Below are 21726 nucleotides of genomic sequence, written 5' to 3' on the forward strand. Positions count from 1 at the left end.
CTGGCACATCCCTGTCCTCAATCGTCGGGTCGGGCGCATCCGCGTCTTCCGGCCAAGCCCATGGATAGGCGGCGCGCAACTCTGCGCCCTGCCGCCGTCAGCGGCCGCCACATGCCGTCACCGCCGCCGACCGGCATCATTCTGGCCTACCGCCGCACCCGCGGTTCGGGCCGGCTCACGGAATCCGGTGGCAAGATGCCATTGAGGCCGTAGTCGAACAGCCGCACCAGATCCAGCCGGTCGAGCCGGGCGAAGAGCTCCACCTCCGGCGCCCCCGCCGCACTCCAGCGCACCACCCCAACCGGCAGACCGGCCGGGAAGGCCCCGGCCTCGGCGCTGGTGACGACACGGTCGCCCTCGACCGGCCGCGCCCCTTCCGGCCAATGCTGCAACCTTGGCCGGGCGCCGTTGGTGCCGACCATGATGGCACGCGCCCGGCTGCCCTCCAGCGTCACCGGAATCCGGCTGTTGATGTCGGTGGCCAGCAGCACGCGGGCGGAACGGCTGCCGACCTCGGTCACCCGCCCGGCCAGGCCACGCTCGTCCAGCGCCACCTGGCCCTTGCGCAGGCTGTGATGCGGCCCGGCGGCGAGCAGCACGGCGCGGGCATAGGTGCCGCCGCCATCGGCGACGACGCGGGCGGTGGTGAAGGCCGGCGCCGCTTCCGGCACGAAGGCAAGCTGGCGGCGCAGCAGGGCATTCTCCGCCTCCAGCGCCAGCGCCGCAGCTTGCCAGCGACGCAGCCGCTCGTTCTCCTCGGTCAGCCGCAAGTTCTCGCGCCGCAGGTTGAGCAGCGCCTCGGCCTCCCGTGCCGCCTGCTGCGCCGCCGCCACCGGCTGCTGCAGCACCGCCCAGATTGGCGTCAGCAGATCCGCCAGCGCCACCCGGGCGCGTTCGGCCAGCAGCGCATCGGACTTGCCAAGCAGCATCATGCCGAATGCCGCGGCGATCAGCACGGGCAGGCTCAGACGGGCGAGCGCCAGGCGGAGCGGGATGCTCAGACGGATCATGCGGCCTCCACCATGGGTGGACCGGGGCCCCTATCAATACATCGAAGTGAGAACCTGGCGAAGCCGCTTCATCTCCTCGAGTGCCCGCCCGGTGCCAAGGGCGACGCAGGACAGCGGCTCCTCCGCCACCACCACCGGAAGGCCGGTGGCGGCGCGCAGCACCTCATCCAGCCGGTGCAGCAGGGCGCCGCCACCGGTCAGTACGATGCCCTTGTCGACGATGTCGGCGGCAAGCTCGGGCGGGGTGTTCTCCAGCGCCACCTTCACCGCCTCGACAATGGCGGTGACCGGCTCGGACAGGCTCTCGGCGATCTGCCGCTGGGTGACCACCACCTCGCGCGGCACGCCGTTCATCAGATCGCGGCCCTTCACCTCGGTCACCGGGCCTTCCTCGCCATAATCAGGGGCGGTGGCGGCGCCGATCTCCATCTTGATCCGTTCCGAACTGCTCTCACCGATCAGCAGGTTGAAGTGCCGGCGGATATACGAAATGATCGCCTCATCCATCTTGTCGCCGCCGACCCGGACGCTGCGCGCATAGACGATGCCGCCGAGCGAGATCACCGCCACTTCCGTGGTGCCGCCGCCGATGTCGACGACCATCGAGCCGCTGGGCTCGGTCACCGGCAGGCCGGCGCCAATCGCCGCCGCCATCGGCTCCTCGATCAGCAGCACCTTGCGTGCCCCGGCGCTCTCGGCGCTCTCCTGGATCGCGCGGCGCTCCACCGCGGTGGAGCCGGAGGGCACACAGACGATGATCATCGGCGAGGCGAAGCTGCGGCGGTTGTGCACCTTGCGGATGAAGTGCTTGATCATTTCCTCCGCCACTTCGAAATCGGCGATCACGCCGTCACGCAACGGGCGGATGGCGGCGATGTTCCCAGGCGTGCGGCCGAGCATCATCTTCGCCTCCTCGCCCACCGCCAGCACCTGCTTGCGGCCGCGGATATCGGCGATGGCGACGACGCTCGGCTCGTTCAGCACGATGCCCCGACCCTTCACGTAGACCAGCGTATTGGCGGTCCCGAGGTCGATGGCCATGTCGGCCGACAGAAAGCCGAACAGGCGAGAAAACATGCTGAGGCAACCTTCCAGCTCGGGCGACTGAGCCCATGGCGCACGCCCGGCCCCTCCGGGACCGGCGATCACCGGCTCCGTGAGTTCACATCTTTGCGGGCAGCGGACAGAGGCGGTGGATTACCGCCCCCTTGCCCGGCGCTCAAGCATTCTGTCCATGGCACGGCCGATTCCGCCGCAGCCGCTGAACTCGCTTCCGCAACTTTCCGTTTCGCCGGGCGTTGGACCGCCGCAAACCGGCTACGGAGAAGGACGCCATGCGCAAACTGAGCCTTGGATTGCTGACCCTTGCCGCCCTTGGCCTTGGCGCCTGCGGCTACTCGACCGGCGACCGGGCGGTCTCGGGCGGGTTGCTCGGGGCCGGCGCCGGGGCCGGCATCGGCGCACTGACCGGTGGTAGTGCCGGCACCGGAGCGCTGCTCGGCGGGGCCGCCGGGGCCGCGGGCGGGGCGCTGACCAGCGGCCGGGACGTCAACCTCGGGCGGCCAGCCTGGCGTTGAGGCCGGCCTGAGGCGCTCCCGAAGACGCCCGAATGGAAACAACGCGTAAGATCAAGTGATGAAGCCGGAGGCCGACCCCGGCCTTTGGGGGGCCGAGCCCCCCCACTCCCTGGCCACCGGTCGGCTATCGCGGTTCCCGCATCGGCATCGGCGCCATCGATTCTGGCGTCGCCAGCTTCGCCGCTTGCGCCGCCGCGGCGCGGTCGAGTTCATCCTCCGTCGCCTCGGCCGCCATCCAGCGGTGCAGTAGTCCGCCGCACACCGCGCCCAGGATCGGCGCCACCCAGAACATCCACAACTGCTGCAGCGCCAGGCCGCCGAGCACGAAAGCGGGGCCGGTGCTGCGGGCGGGATTCACGCTGGTATTGGTCACCGGGATGCTGATCAGGTGGATCAGTGTCAGGCACAGCCCGATGGCGATCGGTGCGAAGCCCACCGGCGCATGCGCCGAGGTGGAGCCGAGGATGACCAGCAGGAACACGGCAGTCAGCATCGCCTCCACCAGGAAGCCGGAGATCATGTCGTATTTGCCGGGCGAGGCCTCGCCGAACCCGTTCGCCGCCAACCCCTTCACCGCCAGGTCGAAGCCCGGCTGGCCGGAGGCGATGGCCCAGACCATGAAGGCGCCTGCGGTGGCACCGATCACCTGGGCGGCGATGTAGGGCAGCGCCTCAGCGGCACGGAACCGGCCGGCAACGACCAAGCCACAGGTGACCGCCGGGTTGAGGTGGCAGCCGGAGACATGGCCGATGGCGAAGGCCATGGTCAGCACCGTCAGGCCGAAGGCCAGCGAGACGCCGACCAGCCCGATCCCGACTTCGGGGAAGCTGGCTGCCAGTACGGCGCTGCCGCAACCGCCAAGCACGAGCCAGAAGGTCCCGATGCACTCGGCAACCAGTTTTCGTGACACCTGCGATGCTCCCACCCGACACAAGGCCAGGATTGAACACCGATCCGCGCCGGTTGCGTCGATCACGAGAGCTTGCAAGGCGCCGAAGTAGGTGCCGCGGTGGCATCCGACGCGGCGGCTTGCTTTCGGGCGGCGCGGCTGCGACAGCGCCCGTGCAACGGAATGCAGGGAGACGCCCCATGGGCAGGATCGAAGCGCGGCTGACCGACCTCGGCATCACCCTGCCGGCCCCGGCGGCGCCCGTCGCCAATTACATCCCCTTCAACGTCACCGGGCCGCTGGTGGTGATCTCCGGCCAGATCCCGCTGCGGGACGGCAAGATCGCTTACGCCGGCAAGCTCGGTAGCGGCGTTTCCATCGAGACCGGGCAGGCGGCGGCGCGGCTCTGCTTCGTCAATCTGGTGGCGCAGCTGAAGGCGGCGGTGGGCGACCTTGACCGGGTGACGCGGGTGGTGCGGCTCGGTGGCTTCATCGCCGCGGGGCCGGAGTTCACCCAGCATGCCCAGGTGATGAACGGCGCCTCCGACCTGGCGGTGGAGGTGTTCGGCGAGGCCGGGCGGCACGCCCGCACCACCATCGGCGTCCCTTCCCTGCCCGGCGATGCCGCAGTCGAGGTCGAGGGCATGTTCGAATTCGCCTGAGCCTGCGCGCCCGGCTACAGGCGCTTGGCCATCAGCGTGACCGGGCCCTTCGGCCGCGTCAGCGTCTCCGTCGCCGCCCAGCCAAGCCGGGCATAGAGCCCCGCCGCGCCCGCGGTGTAGAGGTGGAGCCGCGTCCAGCCGAGCGCCAGGGCGGCCGCCTCCACCCGCCCGACCAGGGCCCGGGCGATGCCCTGGCCGCGGCACTCCGGCTGCACCCAGACGCCGGCGAGCCACGGGAACAATTCGGCCCGCTCCGGCAGGTCTTCCATGGTCAGCGAGGCGGTGCCGAGGTCAGCGAGGCGGTGCCGAGCGGCACGCCCTCCCGTTCCGCCACCAAGGTTAGTGGCGGCGCCGGGCCGGTGGCGGCGCGCACCGCCGCTTCCGTCGCCACTAGGCTGTGTCCCTCCGCCGCCCACCAGGCGGCATGCAACCAGCGGGCGACAGTGGCGGCATGTGGCGTCTCCGCCACCGGGCGGATGGTCACCACGGCAGATCCACCCAACTCAGATGCCCGCCCTTGCCAGCGCCGGTGTCAAGGAACACCGCCTGCCCGCCCAGCGCCCCCTCCTGCACATAGGGCCGGCCGTCGGTGGAGCGGCGGTCGTGGCCGCAGTACAGGGTATGGCCAGCGGGGATGCGGTCCACCCAGTCGTGCAGCCGTTCCGGGAAGCCATCCGGCTGCATCCGCCCGGTCACCTGACCGAACAGCGCGCGAGACAGGATCGGGTCGGGCTTGCCAGCGCCGGCCTCGGGCGGGGATGGCTGCTGCAGCATCGCGGGGTGCCAGCCGGCGTGCACGAACAGCCAGCGGCCCAGCCGGAGCCAGGCCGGCGCCGCGGAAATCTCTTCCACCGCCCGTGCCGCCAGCGACGCGCCATCCGGCGCCGCCCGCAGCTGCGCCAGGGTGCGGCCGAGCCCTTCGCCCGGAACCCGCACCTTCTGGCCGAGCAGCGCGCGGCGCAGCTTGTGGTCGTGGTTGCCGAGCAGGAAGCGGCCCCGCCTGGCATCCAACAGGCCGAACATCAGCCGCAGCACGCCGGGGCTGTCCGGCCCGTGGTCGGTCAGGTCGCCGAGCTGCAGCAGGAACAGCCCGAGCGCCTCGGCCCCCGCCACGGCATGGGTGAAGGCGGTCGCCTCGCCATGCACATCGGCCACCACACGCAGGCCCTGGAAGCCACGTGACCTGAGGTCGGCCAAGGCCGGATCCGTCATCCATCCTCCCCTGCCGCCCGGTCGCCGATGGCGGCGAAGGCGGCCAGCGCCCGGGCGCGGCCCGCGGCATGATCCACCACCGGCAGCGGGTAGCTTCGCCCGAGTGCGACGCCGGCACCATGCAAAACCGCGGCGGGCGCCTCCCATGGCCGGTGCAGCCAGCGGTCCGGCAGCCGCGCCAGCTCGGGCACGAAGCGGCGGACGTAAGTGCCGGAGGGGTCGAATTTCTCGCCTTGCAGCACCGGGTTGAACACCCGGAAATACGGCGCCGCGTCGCTGCCGCTGCCCGCCACCCATTGCCAGGAGGCGCTGTTGGCGGCGAGGTCGGCATCCACCAGCGTATCCCAGAACCAGGCGGCGCCGGCCTGCCAGGGTTGCAGCAGGTGCTTCACCAGCAGCGAGGCGGCGATCATCCGCACCCGGTTGTGCATCCAGCCGAGCTGCCAGAGCTGCCGCATGCCGGCATCGACGATCGGGAAGCCGGTCTGGCCGCGCTGCCAGGCGCGCAGCAGCGCTGCATCCCTCTGCAGGGAAAGCCGGTGAAGCGCGGGCGCAACGGCTGCTCCGGCATCGTCGGCCGGTGCCACAGCAGATGATAGGAGAACTCCCGCCACAGCAACTCCGACAGGAAGGGCGAGGCGTCGGCGGGCTCAGCCGGCAGCGCCGCGCGCACCGCGTGCCAGAGTTGGCGTGGCGAGACCTCGCCCCAGTGCAGATGCGGCGACAGACCGGAGGTGCCGGCCAGCCCGGGCAGGTTGCGCCGCGCCGCATATTGCGCCACCGGACCGGCGACGAAGCGGGCCAGCCGCGCCGCGCCGCCGGCCTCGCCCGGCATCCAGGCGGCGGGAAAGGCAGCGGCCCAATCCGGGTCGCGCGGCAGCAGCGCCCAATCCGCCAGCACTTCGCCGGGTGGGGGCGATGGCATTGGATGCAGCCGCGCCGGCGCAGGCAGCGGCGGGTCCGGCTCACCCAGCGCGGCGACCGCCCTGGCAAAGGGCGTGTAGACCGCATAGGGCTGGCCGCTGCCGCTCTTCACCCGTGCCGGCTCGTGCAGCACCGCGCTGGTGGCGAGGCGCAGCCGGCGGCCGTCCGCCGCCAGCGCCTCCGCCACCCGCTGGTCGCGCTCCCGCGCCCAGGGTTCATGAAGCCTGCCGGCCAGCACCTCCGCCGCGCCCACCGCCTGCGCCAGGGCAGGGATGATGATCTCCGCACTGCCCCGCGCCAGCAGCAGCGGCGCGCCGCGCGCGGCGAGATCGGCGCCGAGCGCCGCCAGGGAATGGTGCAGCCACCAGCGCGCCGCGCCGCCCGGTGTCCAGGCGCCCGCGGCGGTTTCATCCAGCACATAGACCGGCAGCACCGGACGGTCGGCGATGGAATCGAGGGCGGGGTTGTCGGCCAAGCGAAGGTCCTGGCGGAACCAGAGAAGCGCGGGGTCCTGCATGCACTGGATCTAGGGCGCTTCGTCGATTGCACGAGCCGGCGCGGTGCAACGCATGCGAACCGATGCGTCGCTGTGGCGTCACCATGCACCACTTGAACCGGCGTGACGCGCTTGCGGCGGGTGCAAGCCTTGGCCTTGTTGCCGTCCGGCCAGGCCGCGCGCAGTGATGCAACGTGAGCGACACACAGGCCACCCATGGCCGTTTCGACCACCTCCTGGGTCGGCCGCGCCGGCGTACCGACCCGTTCCGTGGCGCCGGTACCGGCGGCGCCAGCCCGGGCTTCCAGCGGCTGCGCCCGCTGATCGGCGACCATGTGAGTTCCGGCGTGGCGCTGACATCGGCGCTGTTGATCGGCGACCGGCAGATCATGACGGTGGCCGATAGCGTGGTGCGCATCGCCTCCCGCGGCGGCACCATAGCCATCACCCCTGGCGCCAGGGCAGCAGAGTTCCACCATCGGCGCCGGCGGGCTGAATGTCGCGGCGCCCGCGGCGGTCGTACAGCCGGACATCCTCGCCACCTCCGGCGTGACCCACATCATTATGCAGGTACTGTATTCCCAAGGGCGGTGAGGAGATCGGGGGGTGGCCCCCCGGTCTCGGCTGCAGGGAGTTCAAGGGGGCGGGCACCGCAGGCGAGAAGATGAGCGGCGATGGCATCCATCTCCGCGGCCGGGCGCGTCCTGTCATGGAATGGATCGCCGGCGGGTGAGCCGGGTGGGATCCAGATGATGGTCTCATAGCGGGCGCGAGTGAGCAGGACGCGGTAGGTGTTGCGGATGAAGGCGTGGTCCTTGTGCGCCTGCTGCCATCCATTGCCGGAGAAATTGCGTGCCATCCAGCGGCCATCGCCGCGGATGAAATCGCGCCCCAGGCGAGGCCCACCACATCCAGTTCGAGTCCCTGGCAGGCGTATTCCGTCGCCGCCGCTTCCAGCGCATCGGAGGCGCGGATGTCGGGCCAGCGCAGCAGGAACCAGTCGGGCACATCCTTCGCCACCACCTCGGCGCCGAGTCCCTCGGCGCGCAGGCGCCTTGCTCCGGCCGCGCGCACCAGCCCGGCACGGCGTTGGCCGCGGGCCAGGTGACGCAGCCCCGCGCGCAGCGCGCCGAGGTCGCGGGTCAGGAAATACGGCAGCGCCTCGGCCGCCTCGGCGATCCGCCGGGCCTCCGCGGCATCACCCTCCAGCACCGCACTAACCCAGGCGGCGCCGGCGGTTTCGCGGACGCTGCGCAACGGCACGGTGAGGTCGAGATCGTCATCGATCATCAGCCATGGCGGATGGCCATTCGCCAGCCGCTGCACCGGATCTGACGCCCACAGCACCCGCGACGCCGCCGCAGCCCGCCACGCGGCATTGGCGCCAATGACGCGGCCCCATTCCCGCAGCCCCGCCTCGCCGGTGTTGATCTCCTGGCCATTGCCGATCAGTGCCACCACCACCGACCAGCCCGGACGGCGGCCCATGATCTCCAGCGTATGCGCCGGCTCGCTCATGGTGAGCCTGGAGCGCTTGTTCTGCGTGCCGGTCAGCGATTTCGCCTCATCCCAGGCGCGTTGCGCCTCGTCGAAGACGATCAGCCGCTCGGGCGGCAGCCGCGCCGGATCGGTAGCGCAATCCTCGAGGAAGCGGTGCACGTTCTGCAATGCGACCTGGGTGCGCCGCCGGGCCTCGTCCCGGCTGCATTCGCCGCGGGCAACAGCATCGCGGGCCAGCGCCACGCGCAGCACCTCGACCAGCGGCGCATTGCCGGTGAGGAAGGCGGCGCCATCCTGCCGTGCCGGGCCGAACACCGCATTCAGCCCGCAGAGCGTCTTGCCGGCCCCGGGAATGCCGGTGACAAACACCACGATCTTCGCCGCCTCGGTGCGCGCCCGCTCGATCTGTCGGGCGATGGCGCGGGCAGTGCGGGTGAGATTGCCGGCATCGGCGCGTGCCTGGGCGATCTCCTCCACGCCATTGCGGGCGTAGAGCATCGTCGCCGCCTCGACGATCGTCGGCACCGGCCGGTACGGAGCTTCGAGCCAGGCGGCGCCGTCCAGCGGCACCGCCGGCCTCGGCAGCGTCGCCTGCACCCAGGCAATCAGCCTGCCCAGCGCTTCGGCACCGCAGACCAGCGGCTCGGTCGGGTGGGTCGGCAGCAGCCAGGGCTGGGTGGGCGGCGCCCAATCGCCATGGCCGGCGACCAGCACCGGCACGATGGCATGGGCACGGCTGCCGGCATGGAAGTCCCGCAGGTCGAGCGCGTAATCCTCCGCCTCGGCCAGCGCTGCGCGGGTCGGTGCAGCCGTCTTGTATTCCAGGCAGAAGATGGCGCGGTCGGTCAGCACCACCGCGTCGATGCGCTTCTCCAACCGCAGCAGATCGAACTCCAGCGCGATGGTCCAGGCCGCGCCACCGGCCTCGGCCACGGCCTGGCGCAGCGACGCCAGCTGCGCATGCCAGGCGAGGTCCTGGTCCGCCGTGCCGGAGAAGCCGCGCGCCTGCTGCGCCGAAGCGAGGCGGCCGACGGTATCGGCCGGGTCGCGCGCCAGCAGCTCCGCCCCGGTGCAGGCGAACCATGCCCTCACCGCGACGCGCGCGCCGGCCAGGTTGCCAGCAGCAGGCTTCCCCCCATCAGGCCGAAGCCCAACACATGCACCACCGAAACCGCCTCCCCCAGCAGCACCACCGCCGTCGTCGCCGCGCTGGCCGGCAGGAAGGCGGTGAACAACCCGGCCACCCCCGCCGGCACCCGCCGCAGCCCGGCATACCAGAGCAGCAAGCATATTACGCTGGCGGTCAGGCTGTGGAACACCAGCAATCCGGCCAACCTCGGCTCGGCCAGCGCCACCGCGGCGCCGAGGCCGGGCAGCGCGCAGGGCAGCAGCACCAGGGCGCTGAAGGCCTGCATCCAGAAGCTGGCGGTGATCACCGGCATCTGGCCGGCCAAGCGCTTCGCCAGCAGCACATAGGCTGCCTCGCCCAGCACGCCGCAGAACACCAGCGCATTGCCGAGCGGGCTTCCGCCAGCACCGCCATCCAGCCGGGCGAGGGTGATTGCCGCCATGCCGCCCGCCGCCAGCGCCGTCGCCAGCCATTGCCGCGGCGCCAGCCGTTCCCGCAGCCAGACGGCGCTGCCGAGTGCCACCACCGCCGGCAGGGTGGCCAGCACCAGTCCGCCCTCCAGCGCCGTGGTCAGCCGCAGCCCCGCCAGCAGCCCGGCATTGTAGATCGCGGTGCCGAACACCGCCTGCAGCGCCAGGTTTCGCAGCGCCGCCCGCCCCGGCCGAACCCGGCCCTCCAAAGCGCGGGCCAGCGGCCACAGCACCAGGCAGGCCAGGATGCAGCGCAGGCAGGCGATGAGCGGGATCGGCAGCGCCTCGGCCAGCAGCTTGGCGACCCCGACATTGGCGCCGACCAGCGCCATCGACGTGGCCAGTTGCAGATAGGCGAGCGACAGGCGGCTGATCCTCCCACCGCTGCATACGGCCTGATGGCCTGCCGGTGGAACCACTGGTTGCGCGAAGCGTCCCGCCGATCGGCAGGGCCGGCGCTTGCGCCCGGTCGCCCTCTGCCGCTTTCCTGACCGCCGCCGCTGCCGCGACCTTGGCCCGATTGGCGCACCGCTCGCTGGCCTAGCCCGCCACGGCACGGGTGCTGAGATACATCCCCCAGGCCGATCCGACCGTCCGAGACCCGGTCTTCACCACCGCCTGCGTCACCCGCCACCACGCGCTGATGGTCTGCGCCCAGCTCTTCGGCCTCGACAGCCAGCTTCGCCCGCAGCCGCAGATGGTCGAGACCCATGAGGCCGATGGTCTCACCTGTACTTTCGCCTGCTTGATGGCCTGGTGTTCCACGATGGCGAGCCAATGCGTGGCCGCGATTGCATCGCCTTTATCCGCCGCTGGACGCAGCGCGACGCCCCCGGTCGGATGCTGCTGGCGCGCACCGCGGAGATGCCCGCGCCGGACGACCGCAGCTTCACCATCCGGCTGAATCGGCGCTTCGGGCCGATGCTGGACGCGCTGCGGGAAAGCGGGTTCGCCGCGCCTGGCCTTCGGAGCAGGCGATCGCCGCCGGCATCCGGCGCGTGGTGTTCGAGGAAGCGCCCTATCTGCCGATCCGGCAGTATTTCCATTCCTTCGCCTATCGCCACGGCATCGCCGAGCCGATCTCGGCGGTCTTCGTCATCTGGGAGGTGAAGCGGGCGTGAACCGTGGCGGGGCAACGGGCGGGGCGCTAGTCTCCGCGCCCCTCACGCCCGGAGTCGCCCTTGCCCGCCCCTGTCAGACTTGGCATCATCGGCTTTGGCATCATGGGCGAGCGGCTGCTGCGGGCGGCGCTCGCCCATGCGGCGGAGTTCGTCACCCCGGTCGGCGTCTGGGACCCGGCCGAGGCCGAGGAGCGGCTTGCCGCCGTCGCGCCCGCGGTGCCGATGCTGGCCTCCGCTACGGCGGTGATCGAAGCCTGCGAGTGCCTTTACGTCGCCGCCCCGCCGGCGGCGCATGTGCCGCTGGCCGAGGCGGCACTTGCCGCCGGCCGCGCGGTGTTCCTGGAGAAGCCGCTGGCGACCGAGCTTGCCGCCGCGCGCGGCTTCGTCGCCGGGGCCGAGGCTTCCGGCGCCCGTGCCGCAGTGAATTTCCCCATGGCCTCCTCCCCCGCCGTGGCGCAGCTCGCCGCCTGGCGGCAGGGGCTGGTGCCGGAGGCGCTGGCCATAGAGGTCGGCTTCGCCACTTGGCCGCGCGGCTGGCAGCAGGGTGCCGCGGGCTGGCTGGCGCGCCGGGCGGAAGGCGGGTTCACCCGCGAGGTGGTCTCGCATTTTCTGTTTCTCACCCGCCGCCAGCTCGGCCCGCTGGCCTTGCAGGAGGCCATGGTCCGGTTTCCGCCTGGCGATGGCGCGGAGACCGCCATCGAGGCCCGGCTGACCGCCGGCGGCGTGCCCGTGACGCTCCGCGGCGGCGTCGGCACCACGCCGAAGGATGACCACAATACCTGGACCCTGAACGACACAATCCGACTGCGCGACTGGTCCTTCGCCGAGCGGCGCGGCGCCGATGGCGGCTGGGCCGAGGCGCCGGACGCCATGCCGAATGAGCGCATGCGGCCGATGGTGCTGCGCCAGCAGCTCGCCGGCGTAGCCGCCATGACCCGCGGCGCGTCTCACCCGCTGGCGACGCTGCGGGAGGCGCTGGAGGTGCAGGAGATCGTCGAAGCGATCCTCGCCAGCGGCTGATCCCCGGCGCACCGCATGCCGCGTCCTCCATGGTGGCGGCGCGGCCACGCGGGGGAAGGCCAAACACTTATCGGACAATGGAGACCACCACCACATGCCGCATGCCATCCATCCGGAGGCGGTGCCGGAAGGCTTCGTGCCGGCCACCCATGGCGGGCCCTATGCGAAGGGCCTCGGTCCCTTCTGGGTGAAGCGGGGAGACCAGCGGGTCAGCGTCGGCCTGCGGCTGCAGCACACGCATTGCAATTCGGCCGGCGGGGCGCATGGCGGCTTCGTCGCCACCCTGGCCGACCTCGGCCTGATCCATGCGGCGTCGGTGATGCGGGAGCGGGACGGGCTGCCGCGCCACCACCTGACCACCGTGACGCTGACCGTGGACTACGTCGCTCCGGCGAAGGAGGGGTGCTGGCTTGAGGTCGAGGCGGAGGTCTCCCGCCTCGGCCGCAACCTCTGCTTCACCGAGGGCGCGGTGCTGGCCGATGGCAGGCGCGTGGCCCGGGTCAGTGCGGTGATCGCAGTGCTGGGGCCGCGGGCCTGATCATCCGGCGTTCGCCGCCCGCTCCATCGCCCCGGCGAGAGTGATGACTCCGGCGGTGAAATCCGCTTCCTCCATCGACTCCCGCGGGTTGTGGCTGCCATGGGCGTTGCGCACCATGACCATGGCAGCTGGAATGCCGGAGAGCGCGAACATCGCGGTGTCATGCCCGACGGTCGGCAGGCGCAGGGAGCCCAGGCCATGCGCTGCCGCACTCGCCTCGATCATCCCCATCAGCGCCTCATCGACGGCGACCGGCGGGGTGCCGACCTCGGTTCCGAGCTCGAAGCGCACGCCGCGGCGCTGCTCGATCTCCCGCACCGAGCGTTCCAGCAGCGCCCGCGCCTCGGTCAAGGTCGCCTCCACCGTCGCCCCGAAATTGAAGCTGAAGCGAACCTCGCCGGGCACCTTGGTCATGGCATGCTGCGCCGGATCGGTCGCCACCTTGCCCACGGTATAGACGAAATTATCGTCGCCCTGCGCCACCCGCCCGGCCCAGAATGCGTCGAAGGCCAGCACCAGCTCCGACAATGCCACCACCGCATCCCGGCGATGCGCACGCGGCACCGCGGAGGCATGGCCGTATTCGCCGAAGCAGCGCGCCTCCGGGAAGCGGACGTTGCCGCGCAGGCCGGTGGCGACGCCAATGGGGATCCCCTGCCCTTCCAGCAGCGGCCCCTGCTCGATATGCAACTCGAAGAAGGCAGCAAGGTCACGCGGTCCGAACACCGGCCGGCTCTGCCGCGCGGCATCGGCGAAGCCGAGCCCGGCGAGGTGCTGCGCCAGGGTCTGGCCGCTGTCGAAGCGCACCAGCCCGCCGATTTCCGCCATGGTGGAGCGGCCAAGCATCAGCCGGCTGCCGATGTAGGCGGTGCCGAACCAGGGGCTTTCCTCGCCCCGCAGAATGATGGCGCGCAGCGAGCGGCGTGGGCGCGCGCCTGAGTCCCGCACCGCAACCAGCACCGCCAGCGCCGCGACCACCCCGGCGAGCCCGTCGAAGTTGCCGCCCTGCGGAACGGAATCGAGGTGCGAGCCGGCAGCGATGGCCGGCAGTTCCGGCTGCTGCCCCGGCAGCAGGACATGCATGTTGCCGAAGGCGTCGGTTTCCAGCGCGAGCCCCTTGGCGCGGATGAAGGCCGCGACCTGTTCCGCCGCAACCTGCTCGCCTGCGCCAAAGGCGGCCCGGGTGATCCCCTCGCCCTCGCGGGTCAGTTCGCCGATCGCCCGCATCAATGCCCACGCCTCGGCCGCGGCCGCGCGCACGGCCTGTTCGCTGCTGTCCACCCTGTCCCCCTTGTCGCACCATACAAACAGCGGCTGATCGTGACCAACCAACCGCCCCCCTCGATCGCCGGGCGGATCGCCCCGCGAACCTCGGCTGCGCACCCCTTCGGGCGCCCGGCATGAATGGAACATTCATGCCGCCGGTACTACTCGGCCTCGCCGGCCTTGCGATATGGCGAGAGCGTCGCCAACGCCGCCATTTCGTGGCGCATCGCCGGCCGCTCCCGCGCCAGGAAATCGCCGACCGCGCGGCGCAGCCCGGGATGCTCGATCCAATGCGCGGAATAGGTTGCGGAGGGCAGATAGCCGCGCTGAATCTTGTGCTCGCCCTGCGCCCCGGCCTCAACCCGCGGCAGCCTGTGCTCAATGGCGAAGTCGATGGCGCGGTAGTAGCAGAGCTCGAAATGCAGAAAGGGCACATCGACCAGGGCGCCCCAATTGCGGCCGAACAGCGCTTCCCGCCCCAGCAGGTTCAGCGCGCCGGCCACCGGCTCGCCATCCTGCTCGGCCACCATCAGCACCACACGGTCCCCGAGCGCCTCCGCCATCAGCGGCCAGAAGCGCGCGGTCAGATAGGCGCTGCGGCCCCATTTCCTGTCGGTGGTGGCGCGGTAGAAGCGGTGGAAGGCCTTCCAGTGCCGTTCGGTAATCTCCTGCCCGCGCAGGGTCTTCAGCACGAAGCCGGCCGCGGCGGCGTCGCGCCGCTCCCGCTTGATCGCCTTGCGCTTGCGGCTGTTCAGCGCGCCGAGGAAGTCGTCGAAGCTGGCATAGCCCTGGTTCTGCCAGTGGAATTGCGTGCCAAGGCGCTGCAGCCAGCCAGCCTCGCCCAGCGCCTCCCACTCCGCCGCCTGGCAGAATGTGACATGGACTGAGGAAAGGCCAAGCTCGCCGCAGGCCTGCACCAGCCCCTGGCCGAGCGCCGCCGGGCCGATGCCCGACCCCGGCCGCAGCAGCAGCCTTGGCCCGGGCACCGGGCTGAAGGGGGCGCAGACCTGCAGCTTCGGATAGTAGCTGCCGCCGGCCCGCTCGAAGGCATCGGCCCAGCCGTAGTCGAAGACATATTCGCCCTGGCTATGGCTTTTCGCATAGCAGGGGGCGCAGGCCACCAGCTGCCCGGCAGCATCGCGCAGCGCGGCGTGCTGCGGCAGCCAGCCAGTGCGGTCGATGGCGCTGCCGCTCAACTCCAGCGCCAGCAGGAAGGCATGGCTGACAAAGGGGTTGTCGGTCCCGGCGCAGGCATCCCATTCGGCCGCCGGAATATCGGCGATGCGCGGATGCAGCGAGAGCGTGAGGGCAGGCGCGGTGTCGGGCATCAACGCCAGAATGTGCGGTGCAGCACCGGAAGGGCAAGGGCAATGGCTGAACCCTTGCCTGCGCCAAGGTTGCAGCCGCGACCAGGAGGGGAACACCAGCTCGCCGCGCCCGCCGGCCCTGCCTCGTTGGACGCCATGGGGCGTGTGGTCCAGGGAAGGGATCCGGACCCTCCCCGCTGAGAATGTCCCGGGTGGGAAGCCTGGGCCAGGGCAGCTTCAGCCGTGCCATCCAGCGAAACGCTCCGGCCTTGGTTCGGGCGAGTCCCTCGTCCACCCGGGCGTCGACGCCCGGGACGCGCTTGCCCTATGGCTGGACCCGGATTCCGGTGCGCTCGACGATCTTCTTCATCTCCGCCAGTTCCCGCACCATGAAGGCGCGGGCCTCGGCCAGACCGTTGGCGCCCTGCACCGGATCGTGGCCGGCGAAGATCATCCGCTCTCGGATGACCGGATCATGCAGAGCCGTGACCAGCGCCCGGTTCAGCGCCTCGGCCGGCCGTGGCGGGATGTTGGCGGGGCCGATCAGCAGGAAGAAGCCGCTGTTCTCGAAGCCGGACACGCCAAGCTCCCCCAGGGTCGGGATATCCGGGAAGGTCGGGAAGCGCCGGGTGCCAACCATGGCAACGCCGCGTACCTTGCCTTCCCGCATCAGCGGGGTGGCGCTGGCGAGGGCGGCGACGCCGAACTGCGCCTCCCCGGTCATGATCGCCTGCACCATCTGCGCGCCGCTGCGATAGGGCACATGGACGAAGCGCGTCCCCAACGCCTGGGCCAGCATCTCGGCCCGCATGTGCAGCACGCCGCCGAAGCCGGAGGAGGCGTAGGTCAGCTTCTCCGGCGGTGCTTCCCGCATGGCGGTCAGCACCTGGTGGGGGTTGGGGCCGGCGAAGCTCGGCGTCACCACCAGCACGCCAGGCGGGGTGCTGATCACGCCGAGCTGGGTGAAATCCGCCACCGGATCGTAGCGCGTGCCGCCGATGGTGGTCGCGGGCGCGGCGGCGGCGGCGCCGGTTTCGGTCACCATGATGGTGTAGCCATCGGCCGGCTGGCGCTTCAGCCATTCGGTTGCGATGGTGCCCGCGGCACCGGGCTTGTTGTCGACCACGATCCGCGCTTCCGGCCCCAGCGCCGTGGCCATGCGGTCAGCGAGCATCCGTGCGGCGATGTCCGTGCTGCCACCGGGGCCGTAGCCGGTGATCATGGTAATCGGGCGGTCCGGCACCCAGGCGCTGCCCTGGGCGACGGCCAGCCGGGGCAAGGCAGGAATGGCGAAGGCAGCGGATGCGGAACGCAGGATGTCGCGGCGGCGCATGGTGCGGAGTCTCCCGGGTGTTTCTTGACGCCCAGGAAAGCATCCGTGACGCGTCCACGGAAGGCGCTTTCCAATGGCGACCGCATCGGCCTTCTGGCGCGCGACCAAGCGCGCGCCGACAGGTCCCGGGCGGCTGGGGCCGAGGCCGAGGTCAGCAGCGGCGGATCAGCTCGGCCCAGCGGTCGAGGATCGGCAGGATCGTGTCCTCCTTCTCTGAGGGCAGCGACACCACAGTGCGCGACATCCCGAGGTCGCGGAACCGCTTGATCTCGTCGGGATCCTCCGGTGCCCCGAAGGTCGAGATCGGTACGCCCGCCGGATCCCGGCCAGCCTCGGCGGCCATCTGGCGGAAGCGTTCGAGCACCTCGTGCAGCGGCGCGCGGCCGGCGATCGGGATCCAGCCATTGCCGTAGCGCAGCGCCCGCCGCGCGCCCTGGGGGAAGGCGCCGCCGACGAGGATCGGCGGGTGCGGCTTCTGGACCGGCTTCGGCCAGGCCATGATGGGATCGAAATTAACGAACTCGCCGTGGTACTCGGCCTTGGACTTGGTCCAGATCTCCTTCATCGCCTCGATGCGCTCGCGCGTCAGCTTGGCGCGCGTCTCGAAGGCTGTCCCGTGGTTCTCCATCTCATCCTGGTTCCAGCCGACGCCGATGCCGAACAGGAAGCGGCCGCCGGACAGCTGGTCGAGCGATGCGACCAGCTTGGCGGTTTGGATCGGGTCGCGCTGGTTGACCAGGCAGACGCCGGTGCCGAGCTTGAGCTTCGTCGTCGCCGCCGCTGCGGCAGTGAGGCTGACGAAGGGGTCCATGCAGTCGTAATAGCGCTTCGGCAGTTCACCGCCGCCCGGCCAGGGCGATTTGCGGGACACCGGGATATGCGAGTGCTCGGGCGCCCAGACCGATTCGAAGCCACGCTCCTCAAGCGCGCGGCCCAGTGCCGCTGGCGTCATGGAGTAATCGGTGAAGAACATGGATGCGCCGAAGTCCATGGCCGTTCCTCGTCATGCTGTTGTTGCGCAAAGCCTACAGCAGCCATGCATCGTTGGGAAACCCGTGCCGTGCACCGAGACCGGGTTTCCTCGGAGGGTTGAGAGCCTCCGCGCCGGGCATGATCCGCAACCGCTTGCCGAGGCAGGCCGCCAGAGTGCAAGCAAGCCGCCGTGCGCTTGAGGAGTATGGGGCATGGAACAGCGGCTGCATCGCATCCAGGTCATGACACGCGGGCGCGGGCTGGTGGACGTCACCGATCAGCTGTGTCGCTGGCTGGGCTCGCAGGGCATCGCTACTGGCCTGCTGACCATCTGGTGCCGGCACACCTCGGCCTCCCTGCTGGTTCAGGAGAATGCCTCGCCGGACGTCCAGGCCGATCTGGAAGCCTTCCTATCACGTCTCGTGCCTGATGGCGGCAATGGCCGGTATCGGCACGAGGATGAGGGGCCGGACGATATGCCGGCACATATCCGGGCGGCGCTGACGCAGACCCAGCTCTCGATCCCGGTCGAGGGTGCGCAGCCGGTGCTCGGGACCTGGCAGGGCGTCTACCTCTATGAGCACCGGACCAGCCCGCATCGGCGGGAACTGGTGCTGCATCTCCTGGGCGAGGCAAGCCAGCGGTAGGCTGGGGCGCTTGCCCGCGGCGTGCCCTTCGTCGCCTGCCCCGCTGGCGGGCCGTGCTTGCCGCGCCCGGCTTCCCGGGTGCACCGTCGGTCCAGGCACGGCGAAAGCGACAACCGAAGCACTCTGGAGGAAACCTCGATGACGGCAGAACCGCGCTTCGTCCACCCCGATGCGATCGTTGATACCCAATGGCTTGCCGACCACCTCGGCGACCCCGGGCTGCGCGTCTTCGACTGCACGACCTATCTGCTCTATGAAACGGGAACGGGTCGACCGTACCGGATCGAAAGCGGCCGCGGCGACTACGGGAAGGGCCATATCCCCGGCTCGGCCTTCCTGGACCTGCAGGGCGAACTCTCCGACACCTCGAGCAGGTTCAACTTCACCATGCCCGCCGCCGGGGATCTGGCTGCCCGCTTCGCCATGAAGGGCATCGGCGCCGACAGCCGCGTCGTCCTCTATTCCCGCAAGAATATGCAATGGTCCACCCGCGTCTGGTGGATGCTGCGTGCGATCGGCTTCGACAATGCCGCAATCCTGGACGGCGGCTTCGACAAATGGAGCGCCGAAGGACGGCCGACCGAGACGGCAGAGACACGCTATCCGGCGGCGACGCTCACCGCGAAGCCGCGGCCCGGGCTGTTCATCGACAAGGATGCGGTCAAGGCCGCCATCGGCGACACCGGCGCCTGCACGATCAACGCCCTCGCCCCGGACCTGCACAAGGGCGACAACCCGCGCTATGGCCGCCCTGGCCGCATTCCAGGAAGCGTCAATGTGCCGGTGGCGGAGGTGGTGGACGCAACTTCGCTGACCTTCAAGCCGCCCGCGGAGGTTGCTGCGCGTTTCGCCGACGTCGGTGCGGATCCGTCGAAGCGCATCCTGCTGTATTGCGGGGGCGGCATCGCGGCGACGCTCGATGCCTTCCTCCTCCATCAACTCGGCTATCGCGACATCGCGGTCTATGACGCATCGATGAGCGAGTGGGCAAAGGATGAAGCCCTGCCGATCGAGCGGGGATGATTGCCGGCACCTCCCTGCGCGATCGGCTTCCGCCGGCAAGGTGATGGCAGCTTCCCGCGCCGATGGCATCGCACATCGCAGGCCGCATCGGCGGTTCGTGCCGGGCGCCCCGGCCGGACCGTCTGACCGTGGATGCCGTGCCGGAACTGATCGCCCAACACGTGCTCGTTCCATTCCGAATCAGCTCTAGTTTGTGATTCGAACCGGAGTAAGCGGTTCGCCAATATTTAGACGCAGTGAACCAGCTGCAATGTGGTTGGAGCGTCGAAAGTGCCGCAGACACGAAGTGTGCTCTGTGTCGTGGGAACGCGACCCGAAGCAATCAAGATGGCGCCTATCATGTGCAGCCTCAAGGAAATCACCGATATTTCTGTGCGCCTGCTGCTCACCGGCCAGCACCGCGATCTCCTTTCCCAGGCCCTCGCCAGCTTCGGCCTGATCGGCGAGGCCAACCTCGATCTCATGCAACCCAACCAGAGCCTGTCAGGCCTCTCGGCCCGGATCATGGGCGGCATTGATTCTATTTTGGAACAAAATCCGCCAGCCATGGTGCTTGCCCAGGGCGACACCACCACGGTGATGGCCACAGCGATCGCCTGCTTCCATCGCCAGATACCGTTCGGACACGTCGAAGCAGGGCTTCGCACCGGCAACTTGTCCTCGCCGTTTCCCGAGGAGTTCAACCGCATCGTCGCCAGCCATGCGGCCTCGCTGAATTTCGCGCCGACGGAAGGGGCACGTCAGGCGCTGCTGCGGGAGGCGATCCGGCCCGAGACCATCCATGTCACCGGCAACACTGTTATCGATGCGCTGCTCGCCACCGCCGCACAGAAGCCGCGGCTCTCGCTGCCGCTGCCATCGGACCAGCGCCTGGTGCTGCTTACCATGCACCGCCGGGAGAATTTCGGCCGGCCCGCGGCGCAGATCTTCGACGCCGTCCTGGCGCTCTGCGCCGCCTTTCCCGATGTGCACTTCCTCTATCCCGTGCACCCCAATCCCAACATCCGCGACGCAGCGCATGGCATGCTGAGCCGCAGCCCGCAGGTGACGCTGACCGAGCCGCTCGACTATCCGGAGATGGTCGCGGCCATGCAGCGTGCCACGCTGGTGCTGACCGACAGTGGCGGCTTGCAGGAAGAGGCACCGGCTCTCGGCAAACCGGTTCTGGTTATGCGCAACGAAACCGAACGGCCCGAGGCGGTGCAGCTCGGCGTGGCGAAGTTGATCGGAACCAGCCGGCGCCACGTCTTCCGGGAAGTCGCCCGGCTGCTGACGAGCCCCGCGGACTATGCCGCCATGGCGAAGGGCGTCTCGCCTTACGGCGATGGCTGCGCTGCCGCCCGCATCGCCGCGCTCGTCGCCAATTCGGTCCTCGACGCCACCTGGCCGGTGCCCGGTGCGCGAGGCGCCACACCGCCGGCACGGTCGTCGATACGGCTGCCGACGGTCGAGCCGGTCCCTGCGCCGCCGCCTCAGCGTCCCTCGCCGATGCCAGACACGGTCCACATGGCATGAGCGACGCAACAACCCTGGAGGAAGCCGACCAGCGCGATCTGTACGTTGCCCGGCTGCGTGATTGCGTCGATCGGCAGTCCGGGCTGTTCACCCGACAGCTTCGGCACCGGCGCTGGGCACCGACGCTGGGCACCGAGGCGATCACCAGCAGCGCGATCTGCCTCATCGGCCTCAGCCGCGCCGCCATCCCGATCAGCGACGTGACCGGCGCACCCGCCGTGATCTGCCGGCGGATCGCGGCGCGCATCCGAACCCAGGGCTACCCTGGAGGCCTTGGGCTGCTGCTCTGGGCGAATGGCGCGCTGGACTGCGTCGCCTCGGCGGCGCTGCTGGAGGAGGCGGGCCTCGACGCCATGGCGCTGGAGCGAGTGCTTCCGACGCTCACGACCATGGAGGTAGCTTGGCTGGTGAGCGGCCTGTTGCACAGCACAGAGCCTGGGCTTCGGGCCACATGCGCCGCAGCCCTGCACGAACTTGAGGCCCGGTTGAACCCCGGTACCTTGACGTTCCGGCACGCCTCCATCCAGGCGCCCCTGCGGCACCGCATGCGTCGGCGCATCGCCAATTTCGCCGACCAGATCTACCCTATCCAGGCGCTCGCATTCGCCTCGATCATGCTGAAAAGCCAGCGACTGCGCGATCTGGCGGTACTCTGCGCCAGGCGTGTCGTGGGCACCCAGGGCAGCCTTGGCCAATGGTGGTGGCACCATGATGCCGAGACCGGCCGGGTTGCCGGCGCCTTCCCGGTCTATTCGGTGCACCAGCACAGCATGGCGCCAATGGCGCTGCATTGCGTCACCGAAGCCGGTGGGCCGTCCTTCGCCGCTTCCGTCAGCCGCAGCCGCGCCTGGCTGCAGGCCAATGAGCTTGGCATCGACATGGCAGACCGCGCCACCGGCATCATCTGGCGCAGCATCGAGCGCGCGGAGGCGCCGGTCAGCCGCGGCCTACGCCATGCCGGCATGCTGCTCGGCAGCCCGACCGGGGATGAGCCCGCGCCGCGGCTGCGGCTGAACCCGGAGATGCGGCCCTATGAATGGGGCTGGCTGCTCTATTCGACAGCCATCGAGGCAGGACCGCCCAATCTCAACCACATCGTCTGAGGAGGGACGGGC

At 70.3% G+C, this 21726-nt stretch carries 23 protein-coding genes and 1 pseudogene; 9 read left to right on the forward strand and 15 right to left on the reverse strand.

The window, feature by feature from the left end; translation table 11 throughout:
- Positions 1–146 precede the first annotated feature (146 nt).
- Entirely contained in the window at positions 147–1010 is an 864-nt protein-coding gene (mreC, locus tag H7965_RS16510) for a rod shape-determining protein MreC (RefSeq protein WP_186771694.1), read from the reverse strand.
- A 33-nt stretch (positions 1011–1043) separates the two neighbouring features.
- Positions 1044–2087 carry a rod shape-determining protein gene (locus H7965_RS16515; protein WP_186771695.1) on the reverse strand — a complete coding sequence of 348 codons (1044 nt, stop codon included), beginning with the start codon at positions 2085–2087 and terminating at the stop codon, positions 1044–1046.
- 257 nt (positions 2088–2344) lie between these two features.
- Here H7965_RS16515 and H7965_RS16520 point away from each other — a divergent pair, with 257 nt between their 5' ends.
- Positions 2345–2587, forward strand: coding sequence for a hypothetical protein (locus H7965_RS16520; RefSeq protein ID WP_186771696.1), 243 nt, complete (start codon positions 2345–2347; stop codon positions 2585–2587).
- 124 nt (positions 2588–2711) lie between these two features.
- Here the strand turns inward: H7965_RS16520 and aqpZ are convergent, their stop codons facing one another.
- Positions 2712–3497: an aquaporin Z gene (aqpZ, locus tag H7965_RS16525; RefSeq protein ID WP_186771697.1), complete on the reverse strand. Its 786-nt coding sequence runs from the start codon at positions 3495–3497 to the stop codon at positions 2712–2714.
- 179 nt (positions 3498–3676) lie between these two features.
- On the opposite strand from aqpZ, the gene H7965_RS16530 reads away from it, so the two are divergent.
- Positions 3677–4138, forward strand: a complete 462-nt coding sequence (locus H7965_RS16530) for a RidA family protein (RefSeq protein ID WP_186771698.1) — start codon at positions 3677–3679, stop codon at positions 4136–4138.
- A gap of 14 nt (positions 4139–4152) precedes the next feature.
- On the opposite strand, the gene H7965_RS16535 is transcribed toward H7965_RS16530, so the two are convergent.
- The 8 genes and pseudogenes from H7965_RS16535 to H7965_RS16560 form a co-directional block, all read right to left on the reverse strand.
- Positions 4153–4407 carry a GNAT family N-acetyltransferase gene (locus H7965_RS16535; protein ID WP_186771699.1) on the reverse strand — a complete coding sequence of 85 codons (255 nt, stop codon included), beginning with the start codon at positions 4405–4407 and terminating at the stop codon, positions 4153–4155.
- Between the two features lie 2 nt (positions 4408–4409).
- Complete coding sequence (locus tag H7965_RS16540) at positions 4410–4622, reverse strand: hypothetical protein (RefSeq protein WP_186771700.1); 213 nt, start codon at positions 4620–4622, stop codon at positions 4410–4412.
- Complete coding sequence (locus tag H7965_RS16545) at positions 4619–5350, reverse strand: metallophosphoesterase (RefSeq protein WP_186771701.1); 732 nt, start codon at positions 5348–5350, stop codon at positions 4619–4621. The genes H7965_RS16540 and H7965_RS16545 overlap by 4 nt, the downstream gene beginning before the upstream one ends.
- On the reverse strand, positions 5347–5862 hold the full coding sequence (locus tag H7965_RS31745) for an FAD-binding domain-containing protein (RefSeq protein WP_315898696.1): 516 nt from the start codon (positions 5860–5862) through the stop codon (positions 5347–5349). The genes H7965_RS16545 and H7965_RS31745 overlap by 4 nt, the downstream gene beginning before the upstream one ends.
- Positions 5760–6749 carry a deoxyribodipyrimidine photo-lyase gene (locus H7965_RS16550; protein ID WP_315898695.1) on the reverse strand — a complete coding sequence of 330 codons (990 nt, stop codon included), beginning with the start codon at positions 6747–6749 and terminating at the stop codon, positions 5760–5762. Before H7965_RS16550 ends, H7965_RS31745 begins: the two co-directional genes overlap by 103 nt.
- A 583-nt stretch (positions 6750–7332) precedes the next feature.
- Positions 7333–7629: a DUF2075 domain-containing protein gene (locus H7965_RS30960; protein ID WP_261394250.1), complete on the reverse strand. Its 297-nt coding sequence runs from the start codon at positions 7627–7629 to the stop codon at positions 7333–7335.
- Between the two features lie 86 nt (positions 7630–7715).
- Positions 7716–8768: pseudogene (locus H7965_RS30965) on the reverse strand (DNA/RNA helicase domain-containing protein); the annotation flags it as partial.
- Between the two features lie 590 nt (positions 8769–9358).
- Positions 9359–10201: a DMT family transporter gene (locus H7965_RS16560; protein ID WP_186771702.1), complete on the reverse strand. Its 843-nt coding sequence runs from the start codon at positions 10199–10201 to the stop codon at positions 9359–9361.
- 666 nt (positions 10202–10867) lie between these two features.
- Here H7965_RS16560 and H7965_RS30970 point away from each other — a divergent pair.
- The 3 genes from H7965_RS30970 to H7965_RS16570 all read left to right on the forward strand — a co-directional run bounded on the left by H7965_RS30970 (position 10868) and on the right by H7965_RS16570 (position 12548).
- Positions 10868–10990 carry a hypothetical protein gene (locus H7965_RS30970; RefSeq protein ID WP_261394246.1) on the forward strand — a complete coding sequence of 41 codons (123 nt, stop codon included), beginning with the start codon at positions 10868–10870 and terminating at the stop codon, positions 10988–10990.
- A 60-nt stretch (positions 10991–11050) separates the two neighbouring features.
- Positions 11051–12010: a Gfo/Idh/MocA family oxidoreductase gene (locus H7965_RS16565; protein ID WP_229682647.1), complete on the forward strand. Its 960-nt coding sequence runs from the start codon at positions 11051–11053 to the stop codon at positions 12008–12010.
- 94 nt (positions 12011–12104) lie between these two features.
- Entirely contained in the window at positions 12105–12548 is a 444-nt protein-coding gene (locus H7965_RS16570) for a PaaI family thioesterase (RefSeq protein WP_186771703.1), read from the forward strand.
- On the opposite strand, the gene H7965_RS16575 is transcribed toward H7965_RS16570, so the two are convergent.
- The 4 genes from H7965_RS16575 to H7965_RS16590 form a co-directional block, all read right to left on the reverse strand.
- Entirely contained in the window at positions 12549–13829 is a 1281-nt protein-coding gene (locus H7965_RS16575) for a hydantoinase/carbamoylase family amidase (protein ID WP_186771704.1), read from the reverse strand. It abuts the gene before it with no gap.
- Positions 13830–13975: 146 nt separating this feature from the next.
- Positions 13976–15142, reverse strand: a complete 1167-nt coding sequence (locus H7965_RS16580) for a GNAT family N-acetyltransferase (protein ID WP_186771705.1) — start codon at positions 15140–15142, stop codon at positions 13976–13978.
- 304 nt (positions 15143–15446) lie between these two features.
- Complete coding sequence (locus tag H7965_RS16585; RefSeq protein WP_186771706.1) at positions 15447–16454, reverse strand: Bug family tripartite tricarboxylate transporter substrate binding protein; 1008 nt, start codon at positions 16452–16454, stop codon at positions 15447–15449.
- Positions 16455–16605: 151 nt separating this feature from the next.
- Entirely contained in the window at positions 16606–17445 is an 840-nt protein-coding gene (locus H7965_RS16590) for an LLM class F420-dependent oxidoreductase (protein ID WP_186771707.1), read from the reverse strand.
- Between the two features lie 193 nt (positions 17446–17638).
- Here H7965_RS16590 and H7965_RS16595 point away from each other — a divergent pair, with 193 nt between their 5' ends.
- From H7965_RS16595 to H7965_RS16610, 4 genes are all read left to right on the forward strand, one after another.
- On the forward strand, positions 17639–18073 hold the full coding sequence (locus tag H7965_RS16595) for a secondary thiamine-phosphate synthase enzyme YjbQ (RefSeq protein ID WP_186771708.1): 435 nt from the start codon (positions 17639–17641) through the stop codon (positions 18071–18073).
- 138 nt (positions 18074–18211) lie between these two features.
- On the forward strand, positions 18212–19096 hold the full coding sequence (locus H7965_RS16600; RefSeq protein ID WP_186771709.1) for a sulfurtransferase: 885 nt from the start codon (positions 18212–18214) through the stop codon (positions 19094–19096).
- Positions 19097–19384: 288 nt separating this feature from the next.
- The gene (gene wecB, locus H7965_RS16605) at positions 19385–20611 is read left to right on the forward strand and encodes a non-hydrolyzing UDP-N-acetylglucosamine 2-epimerase (protein WP_268239733.1); all 1227 of its coding nucleotides are present in this window, start codon (positions 19385–19387) and stop codon (positions 20609–20611) included.
- A complete protein-coding gene (locus H7965_RS16610) occupies positions 20608–21714 on the forward strand; it encodes a hypothetical protein (RefSeq protein WP_186771711.1) in 1107 nt (368 codons plus the stop codon). Before wecB ends, H7965_RS16610 begins: the two co-directional genes overlap by 4 nt.
- The last annotated feature ends 12 nt before the right edge of the window (positions 21715–21726 follow it).

This window comes from Siccirubricoccus deserti (assembly GCF_014283215.1).
In the GTDB taxonomy this organism is placed as follows: Bacteria; Pseudomonadota; Alphaproteobacteria; order Acetobacterales; family Acetobacteraceae; genus Siccirubricoccus; species Siccirubricoccus deserti.